This is a genomic window from Adlercreutzia sp. DFI.6.23, from assembly GCF_024462535.1.
GTDB classification, from domain to species: Bacteria; Actinomycetota; Coriobacteriia; order Coriobacteriales; family Eggerthellaceae; genus Adlercreutzia; species Adlercreutzia rubneri.
In genome coordinates, this window is sequence record NZ_JANGBP010000069.1 from 1 (window position 1) to 454 (window position 454).

At 57.0% G+C, this 454-nt stretch carries 1 protein-coding gene; it reads right to left on the bottom strand.

Annotation, left to right across the window (positions count from 1 at the left end):
* Positions 1-454 (bottom strand): lipid II flippase MurJ (locus NE591_RS12375; protein WP_305145247.1); only part of this gene is annotated, 454 nt, incomplete at both ends.

The window sequence follows — 454 nt, forward strand, 5'->3', positions numbered from 1 at the left end:
GTTGCCGATGGCGATGGCGAGAAAGGCCAGGTTCTGATCGGTCTGGGCGATGACGGCGTATAGGATGAACGAGACGATGACGATGAGGTTGTTGAACACCGGTGCGAAGGAGGACCAAAAATATTCGCGGTTCGCGTTCAGAAGGCCCGACACAATGGAGGAGGCGCCGTAGAAGACAATCTGTAAGGAGAAGAACTGGAAGAAGAACACCGCCAGCGCCATCTCGTCCTGGTTCGAGTAGAAGCTCTGGGTGTAGATGATCTGCCCGGCGAACACCATGCAGAGCACCGAGACGATAGCGAGCAGCACCACGACGATGGTGAGCAGATTCGATGCGTACTCGTTGCCCCGCCTGTCGCCGAGCTGCTTTTTCACCGAGAGGTTCACCGGTAGAAACGCCGTGATGAGCATGCCGCCCATGACCAGCTCGTAGAGCATGTCCGGCAGGTTGTTG